Annotated in this window: 6 protein-coding genes; all 6 read right to left on the reverse strand. The window is 37.2% G+C overall.

All coding sequences use genetic code 11. The annotated features are described in order from the left end of the window. Positions 1-354 precede the first annotated feature (354 nt). The 6 genes from ACE3RB_RS18940 to ACE3RB_RS18965 all read right to left on the reverse strand — a co-directional run bounded on the left by ACE3RB_RS18940 (position 355) and on the right by ACE3RB_RS18965 (position 11,884). Entirely contained in the window at positions 355-954 is a 600-nt protein-coding gene (locus tag ACE3RB_RS18940; protein WP_374465648.1) for a porin family protein, read from the reverse strand. 106 nt (positions 955-1,060) lie between these two features. Then, positions 1,061-1,504 (reverse strand): DUF4304 domain-containing protein, encoded by a 444-nt coding sequence (locus ACE3RB_RS18945; protein WP_374465649.1) that lies wholly within the window; start codon positions 1,502-1,504, stop codon positions 1,061-1,063. Positions 1,505-1,507: 3 nt separating this feature from the next. Beyond that, complete coding sequence (locus tag ACE3RB_RS18950) at positions 1,508-7,825, reverse strand: RHS repeat-associated core domain-containing protein (protein ID WP_374465650.1); 6,318 nt, start codon at positions 7,823-7,825, stop codon at positions 1,508-1,510. A 7-nt stretch (positions 7,826-7,832) separates the two neighbouring features. After that, positions 7,833-8,354, reverse strand: a complete 522-nt coding sequence (locus ACE3RB_RS18955) for a hypothetical protein (protein ID WP_374465651.1) — start codon at positions 8,352-8,354, stop codon at positions 7,833-7,835. Between the two features lie 1,015 nt (positions 8,355-9,369). Continuing rightward, positions 9,370-10,905, reverse strand: coding sequence for a hypothetical protein (locus ACE3RB_RS18960; RefSeq protein WP_374465652.1), 1,536 nt, complete (start codon positions 10,903-10,905; stop codon positions 9,370-9,372). Between the two features lies 1 nt (position 10,906). Next, on the reverse strand, positions 10,907-11,884 hold the full coding sequence (locus ACE3RB_RS18965; RefSeq protein ID WP_374465653.1) for a phage tail protein: 978 nt from the start codon (positions 11,882-11,884) through the stop codon (positions 10,907-10,909). Positions 11,885-11,903: the final 19 nt, after the last annotated feature.

Consider the following 11,903-nt stretch of genomic DNA (forward strand, 5'->3'; position numbering starts at 1 on the left):
CAATGTCTGGTTACAAATGGCCAAATGTTCAAGAAGCATATGACTTCTTTTTTGGGAAAACCGATTATACAGAGCTACACCGTGGTGCTGATGATGCATTTCATGAAGCTGATATTGTCTATGAATTATATAAAATGGGAAAATTCACAATATAAATCGATGGAATTAGTTTTGAATTTAAAAAAGTAGATACTCACAAGATATGAAATTTTTAAAAGTGAAAGTATTAAATTTAATACACAAATGAGACGGATTGCAAAGAAGACTTTGATTTTGCATCATTTAAAAGCTATAAAGCCCTGAAATATTACAATTCAGGGCTTCTTACTTGTTATTAAAAGGCTCTTACTCCTTTTAAAAAGAGTAGTTCATTCCTAATTGGAAATTAGTGTTTTTGGAAGTTTCTCCAAGTCCAAACTTTACAGTATCAGTTAAGCCAGCAATATAACGGGCATTAATTCCAATATTGGGACTAAATTTATAACCAATGCCAAGCCCCATTCCAAAATTAAAGGTTCTGAATGAATCTTTATTATTGCCCTTATAAGTTTGTCCATTAATATCACCTTTCGCCTGCGCATTGATAAGAAACCCAAACTCAGGGCCGGCTTCAAGATAAAATTCAGGAGTGGCATTATATTGAAGCATTATAGGAACATTCATATAACCAAAGTTTTGCTGCATATTCTTTATTGTATAGGTGGCCATCTCATAATCACCTTTTACTTTTGCTCCTTGTTGGCTATACAGAACTTCAGGTTGAATACTGAATGCATCAGAAATTGGGACATTAACAAAAGCTCCGGCATAAAATCCAATTTTAGATTTGGAATCGCTTCCAGATATACTTGAAAGGTTTCCTCCGGCTTTAATACCAAATCTTGGTCCGTCTGTAGATTGAGCGAATGCCATAATGCCTATAACTATGAATAGGCTTAGTAATTGTTTTTTCATATAATATGATTAAATTTTTTTTAGACTTAAAAGGATTTTCTCTCTTTAAAGAAGAGTTGCCCAAAATGCGGGCAACTCTAAAATTAATTAATAGCCTTATGAATAATTACTTCATAAGTTTCTCCAGTTCTTTTTTTACAGAAGAAAGTAGCGTTATTTCTCCTTTGCTTTCTAAATCAATAATATTGGCTTTTGTCATAAGATTACTGACAAATGGTATAATAGTATTACTAAATAGTTCATTCAGTTGCTCTTTCCTTAACTCGTCAGGCATTGCTTTATCAAAAGATAAAACATCATCAATTATCTGTTTACCAATATCTCCCATAGGACTTTTTATCAATTCTTTTGTAGGAGAATAGATTGTATCAAAAGAACCTTGTATGAAAATTTTTATATTAAGCATATAATAATCGCCATACTTTGATTTTTGTAATTCCAGAACTGCAATACATTCTGGACTTTCTTTATACCAACCACCAAAGGCTTGTAAATAATCATTTTCTTTAGCAATTGAGCCAAATAAGCTCTTAAATTCTTTACTATTCATAAATTACTTTTTATAGTAGGCTTCTAAAATCTTTTTCCATTCAATATCTTTCAATCTAGGGTTCGCTTTAATTGCTTCAGGAGATTGAAGTTCTTCTAAATACATTTGTAACTGCTTTTCGCCAGCTCTCAGTTGTGTAGGATTTAATGGTTTTAACTCATATATTTTTCCATTATTAATATCAAGATAATCAATACGTTTTCCGCTTGGTAATCTGTATTCCTTGTAACCTAAGCCTTGAGCTGCTTCATTTGCTTTATATCCTGTATGTAAATCTCTGCCCATTTTCAAATTGGACCTCATATATTCCCCTTTGTATGTGGTAGGAACTTCTGACTTATAAATTGGTACAGGCGCTTCGTCAACAATTTGGTAGCCAATAATTTCATCGGCAATTGTTTTTTCAACATCACCAATTATTAAAGTTCCTGTCTTTGGTACCTTGGGTGTTGCTCCTACTGTTGTAGTTTTTGGTGTATTGTTTAAGGTCCATTGTGTTCTACCTACCTGAATTGGAGCTCCTTTAAGGATTGTTCCCTGTAAATCACCTGTTTTAGCAGCCTGCAAATTTTTAATAATCTGGCCTCCAGCTCCCGCAATAGCACCCATGCCTCCTCCAATAGCAGCACCTGATAAGCCTCCCATTAGAGTCCCTTCTATAACATTTTCCCCAAACATTACCGCAGTGGCAAAACCATTAATAGCTCCTGCAACTGCTCCTCCTGAAGCTCCCGCAATAGCACCTCCTAAGAGACCTCCCTGTATTCCATAGGTTGCAGCAGCAGCAAGGGATGCAGAACCAACGGCTGCACCTACCCCTCCGGTAAATGCCCCTACAGCAGCGCCCATGGCAATTTTCCCCCAGGTAGCGCCCCAGTTCCATTGTACAGGATTCCATGAGCCATTGGCTTTTACTCCTGTGAAATAAGCTCCGGCTACAGCACCAATAAGAATCCAGGCAAACTCACCATTTGGGTCATTATATATTAGCGGGTTGTTCGCCACATACCCATATCTGTTGTAGAATTGCGTATTGAATGGATCCTGGATATTTTCATCTGCATTCAGGAATCTTCTTAGCAGAGGATCATAAAGCCTTCCGTTCATGTGGATGATTCCCACTTCAAAATAGTGCTCATGTCCGGTATACCCTCTGTCTATCAATAACCCTCCGGAAACATTTAAAAGGACATCAATACTGGCTTTACCAACAGCCAGTTTACTTTTTCCAATGCGAAGATGAGTTAAATTACCCCATGCATCAAAATGCCTTTGTTCAAGCATGTTTCCTTTTTCATCACTAATGGCCATGATACTTCCGAGATAATCCTTATGCAAAAATTTAAAAGAACCACTACTCTCATCAAAGTTTTTCAAAAATACAATATTACTTTCATATGGACTACCCTCAATGTAAATGGTATGTTTTTCCTTTCCATTAATATTGTTCTTTACTACTTCAAAGCTTCCTTCCTCACTGTAGAGTTTGGTGAATTCTCCATCTGTTTCCGGGTCAAAGATTCCTTTATAAGTAACCCTTTGTCTCATCCCAGTTAAACCATACTGAAATCCTACAGAACCCTTTTCCCCTGAAATATACACCGGATCATTATTCTCGTTGTAAAGAACGGTCTGAACCAGATCCTGATCATAATTCTGCATCCCATCACTATTCAGGGTCATACCTGTGGCCTGATAGATCTTGTCAGAATTTTCATATTTAATAGTTCCTACCTGATCATTTTCGAGTATTCTGCCTTTTGCATCGTAAATATTTCTATTGGTAGAAGGTATATCTCCTGAAATCGGATCTGTCCAGTTGATCAGACGGTTGTTATCATCGTAAACAAAATATTCTGTTTCGAAAGGTAATACTGATTTTCTGCTCTTTAGCTCATTTTTAATCGCATCAAAATTGTAAGTGGCCTTAAAAATATCCGGTTTTATGGGCGAGGAATGATTAACATTTGTCAAAAATCCGTTACCATCATATTCATTATTAATCTCAGCCGCTCCTAATTTAGCCCTTACCAACAGTCCTTTTGCATTGGTTTCTTTCAGCTCCCATAAAACTTTCCCTGAGTTCTTATCTTTAACCTGATACAGCTCACCATTCCATGGATTATATAAGTTTTCAACAGAAACATTAGTGGTTCCTACAGAAGTCTGTATCGCTTTTTCATAAGAACTTATTCTTCCTTTGCTATCATGGATAACATTTTTGTGTGAAAAGTAAGCTTCCGGAGTATCCTGAAAAGAGGCTACAGTTCTACCTTGTGGATCATAATTTATAGTGTATGTATACTTTTTTCCATTGGATGTTCCTGTTTTCTCAGTTAGTCTTCCCTTATTGTTATAGGTTAAACTTATCTCTTTATCTGTTTCGTTTCCGGTAGTGGACTTTTCATTCTGAATGACAAGCTGCCCAAGGTTGTTATATCCATATCGTTTTTCACCCTTTGGGCTTATTACTCTTGACAGAGCTCCCATGTAGCCAAGGTACTGATATTCATATACTCCGGTAGAAGGATCTTCTACCCGTATTTTATTTCCCCAGTCATCATACATCGTAGTCACAATATGCTCTGCATATTTGGCCTTTGTCTGCTGACCTGCTGCATTATAAGAAAACTGTACGGTACCTCCTTTATCAGTAGATGATATGATATTTCCTAAAGCATCCAGGGTCTGGGAAGTTGTCCTGCCATAATCCAGCTGACTGGTTTCTTTTACTGTTGTAGTTAGTCCTGAGATAATGGTTTCTGTCTGCTTTCCGGTAAATGCTGTAGCTTTTACCTTTGCCGGAAATACAGTATCATCATAAACTAAGGTACTCCACTGGCTGGCTCCCTGCCCATCAAAATAAGGCTCAGATTCCTTGAGTTTTCTGCCTAGTATATCATACTGAATGTCTTTAGAAACGTATTGTCCCTGTGCAAAAGCTTTGGAAGATGTTTTATATTCCTGTCCCTGCTTGTTAGTAAACACTTTTGCCACATCGCCATCAGGATCATTACGGGTAATCGTTTCATTGTATTGATTGTCTTTAGCGTACACGTAGGTTGTAGTTCCTGTAAGGCTGGAAGAAGAGCTCATTAGCTTACCCCATACATCATATGTATTGGTAAGAGTGTTGCCATTTGGATCTGTTTGGATCAGTATTTGCCCAAGACTGTTATACGTCATCTGGGTTTCTAATCCCAGGTTATCTGTTTTCTTAATGACAAACCTTCCAGTGGGGTCATACTGAATTTTCTGTAACTGTGAATTTCCGTCGATCCCTGAAATAGTTTTTTTTGCCGTTATATTCCCAAACCCGTCATAAGAATATTCTTCTGTTACAGCTTGGGTCGCATCATTTCCAGGAAAAAACTGGGTACTTTTTAAAAGATTACTCTCATAGGTGTAGGTTGTAAAAGTATTTTTTACATCACCATAAGCCTCTGTTTTTTCAGCCTTATGTGTCGGTCTTCCAATATAATAATTAGATCCTGTTGCTCCAATATTATGAGTGTAGCCAAACTCAGTGGTCGATACACCATAGCCGTAATTGGTACTAATTTCTATTTTAGAAGGCAGATAATAGTTCCCGTAGCTCGTTACCTTCTGAATGAATGTTCCTGTTAAGAAATCTTTTGTTTTGGTAAACTTAGGAACAATAGCAGTAACTACTTTGGACTGACTACCTGAAGGAATAGAAGTAATGACCTGACCATTCAGAAGCTTATCTGCTTTATAGTCTACAGATTCAAAAGTCAGGAGCTGGCTGTTATTCTCTGAAATATCTGTAGGGAAAATATTACTTTCATTATTGGTTCTGATACTCCATTCTTTTACAGGTGCTCCATCCAAAGCGGGATCTATTTGTGATCCAGACCATATTTTCGTATTTTCAAAACCATCAGCATACCATGAAGAACGGGCGATCTGATGAAACCCTAATAAATTTTTACCCTTCAAATTTCCTACAAGTCCCCTGTAGCGGAAATCCTGCTTCTTGCCTTCTTCCAATAGCTGGGAAACAGCGTAAGCCTGGTCTACCCTTGTCATTGCATAGTAAGGATATATCTCATTCTTTTCCTTTTTATAGAAATCAGGAACAGCGGTATTCCCAGGAACCACTTCCATGTATTTTACCGAGGTAGTAACCCCTCCCTGCGTAATGGAAGCCATTCTTGCCAATTCAGAAACAGGAGTAGGTCCTTTTATCTTTTTCAGGAACTGTTTCCAGTATAAAAAGACATTGTAATAATTATTTCCGGATTTTATAGAATTGGTAATCGGAGTAAATAGGGTAATATCGAGCAGATCCTGTGTGCTGTAAGTTGGACTTTGAAATAACCAGTTGGGAGTAAAGTTCGGTGTTCCATTAACATCAGACCCATTAGCCATCTTAGCACTTACAACATAACCGAAATCTCTTGAGCCACCCGCATTGAACATATTGATCTGGTTATAGGAGAATACCTGAACAATATCAGATTTCCCATCCTTGTTCATGTCCGTGACCGAAAAGAAATATTGTTTGGCAAATTTGGCATAATTGTTAGTCATTTCTTTTTGGAACTTTCTATAGGTAAAGAATTCCTTTTTTAGGAAAGGTACAAAACCCTTATCCGTTCCCATGTAAAATCTCCAGTCATCAGGTTTTCCTATAGCATTATCAGTAATAGGAATTGCAAAATCTAGTTTTCCGTCACCATTGTAATCTCCATATAAGACAGGAAATTCAGCGTCCTTGTTTTCCAGCAGGCTTCCGGAAAACCTTATTTTCTGAAGGTATGAATCGGCATTGTATTTTACAAACTCAAAAACGGTATACTGTGAATCAGCAACACTGATAACTTCTACTTTTCCGTCACCATCTATATCTGTATACTTGCGATCCTTATAGCCACTTTCATTGATTCCCGAATCGAGTAGCAGTCCTATTAAGGGAGTAGCTGAATTTTTAAGGTCTACAATAGCTTTTGAATTAAATCCAGGGAGACCCCCATCATCAAGAAAGGCATCAGGTATTCCGTCACCATTATAATCACCTACTTCAAGGATTAAACTATCACCTAATCCATTAAAAAAAGTGTTACCCAAACTTTTATCAAATACTTTTACAAAATTATTGTTCCTGAAAATATATCCATAAATTCTGCTGTCTTTATATTCAACAATTCCATTCCCATTATAGACCTGTCCGGTTTCATCTAATAATGTGCTGACTACTTTAGCGTTACCGGCAAAGGTTTTACCTGTAGAAACGGTTGAAAAGGTTTCATTAAAAGCACCCAGCTTTACAGTACCGTTATTCAATAGGAAATCAAGATAGGAGTCCCCGTTAAAATCTCCAACCAATTTAACATCAGTAAAGGGCTCCGGCTCTGCCGTATATTCGGCATAAGATGAATTGGACATAGCCGGATAATTAAAGGTGACAGGGTTGGCAGCCTCATTATTGGCATTGTATTCTGTAATCTTCCCTGCAAACTGGTAATTGGTTCCGTTGCCAGTATACTCTATGCTGTATCGCTTAAACTGATTATTATAAGTAAGTACCTTTACCTCAGAAAGAATTTTATTTTTGTAAAATTTGTATCCCTGCATGTAAGATTCTTCTTTTAAATCCCGATCATTATATGCGAACTGTATGGTGTTCATAGAAGGTGTATTCAGATCCTTATTACCTCCCCAGGTAATGCTGCTTATCATGGCAACACCGTTTCCCTGGACATAGCTGTAAGAAATGTAGTTTCCCTGTGGATCTTTCCATTCGTCAATATAATAGTCGGTGGACGTTTTGGCAACTGGATTACGGCCATACCAAGCCTGGGAACCATCCTCGAAAGTCACTTCCCAATATTCCGGGCCATACCATCCGGCGGCAGTTCCTATAGATTTAAATTTCGTGTTGGAATATTTCTCTGTTACGTATTCTGCACCGTCTTTACCATATTCTCCCGATTTAAGTACCAGCCTTTTACCATTAAAACTGTAGTAATCAGAGAAGTCCATCTGAATTCCTTTTACCTCTCCGGTATTTTCAATAGTTTTGCCTGTTCTGGTGATGGCTGTAATACCAGAAATACTCCACCCATATCCCGCAATACCGTTGCCGGATTCACTGTTGTACACCAAGCTCACCTGTGGTGATACTGTTTTCACTCCCGGAGCAACATCTATGGGCAAAGAAAACTGAAGCTGCCCAACTCTGTTGACTTCAATATTTCCTTTAGTATCATGGAAATTCTGAGCAAAGGAGAATATTGACAAGAAAGATAATACGAGCGATGAAAATATCTGTATTTTCTTGTGATTGTAATTTTTCATAGCAGTGTTATCTTTTAGTGATGTTTTTACTGAAAGCTCTTCCGTCTTTTAACGTAAAGCGAAGAATATATACTCCCCAATCATAACCAGTCATGTTAATTTTTAACTGTCTGTTCAGTCCGGGAATATTCTGCTGCTGAAATTTCCAATGTGCCGTACTGTGCTGATAAAGAGAAACAGACTCTATCAGTTTGTCCGTTTCCTCTGTCCAGTCAATAGTTAAAATATCACCCACCGGAACCGGGTACAGCCTTACCTGTTTCCAGAAACTCTTTTCATCCATCATCTGGGTTGTGGCCAGAGAAGCTGTTCTAAGTTGTTTCGAAGATTTTCCGGCAAGGTCTTCAGGTCCACGGTATTTCTGGCTGCCTGCCTGATCATATTTAAAATAGACTTCGGTTTGTGAATATCCCCAAAAGCCAATCAGTAAGGAAAGCAAAGGGAGTATTTTTCTTTGTATTATGGTTCTCCGGGCCGACTTGCCTGGAGCGGTACATTCAGAAGATGTACTCAAATAAAGGTTTTTCATTGTTTTTTGTTTTAAAATTGAAATTAGATTGTAGTGATCTCAATAAATGAGAATTAATACCGTATTTAACGATATTTTGCATGACAAGATATTGTTATCCTGATAGATAGAATGTTTTCATAATGTTTGTTTTTAGAAATGGTAATGGAGTCTGTTTTAAAAAAGCAGAACTGTACAGATAGTCTCAGAAGACCTTAAGGCTTTAAAGCCCTACACAAAAAGAAATACAGGAATTCCTTATACTGTGCATACAAGAAATTAAGCTGAAAAACGTAATTTCTTTTCTCTCATTTGTTATTGTTTTTCCAGAAGCGAACTTATGGACGATTGCTATTTCTGGCAATCCGTAAAATCACGGTATTTTAGTTCCGGGGTTTTACGGGAAAAAATCAAAATATATTCATATGCTTTTATTTTTGTTTTTAATTTCATTCTTATATGTTAATGCAAAGCTATCACGACACGGCGACAAAACGTGACGTGTTACATCACAACTCCGAAAAAATTCTCATATTTTTTATAAAAAGAAAGGCACGGAGCAAAAGTTAATCCGTATTAGAGGTACTAGGATACCCAAAGACCAGAAAGACTCCGCCCAGTGCCCAGTATAGGACATGGGCGTAAGTCTATCAAATATGGTCTTTTCAGAAGATTCCTAGTTTTCTAATACCAATTCGATAGAGCTTACGCTTTTTTCGTAAAAATTATGGGTACTAATATAGAGATATTTTTTGAACTTCTAATTGGCCAAGCAAAACGGAAAAAGTACTGACTTGAATTTATTGTTATGGTCGTTTTTCTATATAACAAAAGCATCCATTTCGGATGCTTTAAATAGATGGAAAAAACGGTCAAAAAACAAGATTGCTACTTTTTTAGAATGGCATATAATGTAGTAAGCTTATAATCCCACTTTATAAGGTATTTACCTAATGTGCAGAACAAACTGATTACAAAAAAGTAATTTTTTGAATATTTTCGGGTACGTTTAAATGTTCGTTCATGCTTTTAATTTTTAAGACAATAGAATTTTTCCGAGTAATTGCATACTTATAGAGCCTTGCCCCCCTCCGCCTAATTGGAATACAAAACGTTTAGGGTACAAATTAAAAGTACTGTTAAATTGCTGATATGTTTTTCCATTCGATTCGGCGATCACATAGACGACTCCATTATAATATGCGATATGAAAAGTATCATTTCTGATGGCTAATGTAGTGTTAGGTAACATACCTGTACCAACACCATCGTAATATTGAACTCCATAGAACACACCATCACCGTTCCCAATTAAACCACATCTCCAAAATCCAACGAAGTTCGCTCCATAGTTCCCTAATTGGTTATTTAAAGAAAAAGAGACCATAAAGCCAGCGTTAATCTCTGCTGTAGTGATTAGATTATCCGAGTAATACAGGGTACTTTGAGAACCTGATGAGATAGCAGTATTATTTACTGACGCATCACCTCCCGAAGCTTTCTGCCAATTAGCAATCCCTGTAAACTGGCTGTAAGTTAATCCTTCTTTTACGATTAATTCCGGGGAGCTTGCGTTTGTCATATTGTTATGGGTTACAAAAACCTGGTAATATCCTTCAGGCTTTGTACTCCAGTTGATTCCAAAATTCAGGTTATTGGGAAAATTCTGTAGTACAGTGAAATTATCTACATCATATACTTCGGGTGCCGGAAGATTTGTACCGTTTATATCCTTCATTCTTTTAATTTTGATATAGGCATTTGGGGTAACATTATCCACGAATAGATTTAATCCTACGAGTGTTGTATATTGAATGAAATTCTTTGTATTGTCAATAAAAGGAAGTAGTAAAACATCAATTCTTGGGGTACCGGTAGAGAAATTTTCAGTTGACAGTTTCAATCCATTTCTAAATGTTGTTTTTTCGGCATCCGTTGCCAGGGAAGGAAAACGCAAAACAACATTTTTACCATTACTCCATGCCTCTTGACCATTTGTATCTTGAACTCGCATTCTTACAAAAGTTGAATCTATTGATTTGTCTGGTAAATTCTTTACATAATAATAGAATCCCGCTGTATTAATAGTCCAATTTGCACCAAATATTAACCCAGCATCAGCAACGGATGTCAAAGCGGAATTAGCTACATTTTTCCCTAAATCACCGGCAAGCATTCTTCGTACATTATTACTTTCATCAAGGATGTATACATACTTGAATGTCATATCTGGTGCTGCTATTGTCGTTGTTGTTTTATCAACTTTATTTCCTAAAGCCACTTGAGTTGCAGTAGATACCGGTTTATTGGTGTCCGAAGTATTATCAACGTTTCCTAATCCTATTTGAGATTTAGTTGTATTATGTGGGTTTGCCTGATTATTAATGTGGGTTTGCAATCTTTGATCCTGATTGGCAATACTTTGTTCTACTTCCGTTTTATCGGCTTTTGCGGTGTTAATATCATCTGTCATTAAGTTTAATACCTCTCTGACTTTTTCAGCCGTAATTTCTCTGGCCTGATTGTCTTTGATGTTTTGGTTGATCTTATTTTTTATATTCAGTGTATCCATCTTAAAATCTTATATAAGGTGTTAAGGCTATGTTTTGGGGTCTTGTTTCATAACTTCCCAGCTCAAATGTTTCATTCTTACGCCATTTAAAGTTATTTCCTCCGCCATCAAATCCGCCCCCTACATCTGCAAATCCACCATAAGGATGAATATCATCGAGTTGATGTTTATGTTTTTTGATAGCGTCTGTTTGAAAAGAGCCGTCTTTAAAAGTGGCTGAATTTCTATCCAGGTCGATTCCTCTTCCGGCGTCGAGTCCACGGATAAAAAGTCCCCTTAGATCGGGGAGTCTAAAAGTGGAAGTGCCATTTCCTGAAGAAAAATATCCACTGTTTAAGCCATTACCACTGAGCCACTGGGTATCTGTAACGATATTTGCGTATTTGCTGACGAGCATCCAAAGCCTTGGAAAATCTGCACGGTTCACAATAGTACCATTTGCTGGAAGACAAAAAGATTGCGGAGTATATCCATAGAGTACCTGTCCTATATTTTCCAGATGAATATTTCCACTGATCATATAGAGTTTACCTCCGTAATAAGCGGCTGAAAAGCTTTCTCCTCCATGTATCCACAAATCCGTTTTAAACTCATCATCTGGAGTTACTTCTATGGGGAGTCCTGTTTCTATTTTTGCGGCGTTTCTGTTGGCCCCAAGTGCAGTAAAAGAAATAATAATCCCATCGATAATACCCGAAGTATTTACGGTAATTGTTTTCCCACTACTTGCAATATCCAAAACGACATCCTTATCCACTATATCAGGCAAAGTCAATTGAATGTTTGCTAAGACTTGTTTGATGGTTACAGCTTTTCGTTTGTTGAAATTATTATATAGGTACTTTGTTCTGTTGGCTAGTTGCTGAGCCTGCCAGTTAGCAACACCACCAGACTGCGGATCACCTCCCCGTACCACATCCGACTGTTCTATCTGATAGATCCCGTTTTCCCACTCTGCTGATTCCTGTAAAACTCCCATTTTAGTTAATTGTTATGGT

The organism is Chryseobacterium sp. (genome assembly GCF_041914225.1).
Classification (GTDB): domain Bacteria; phylum Bacteroidota; class Bacteroidia; order Flavobacteriales; family Weeksellaceae; genus Chryseobacterium.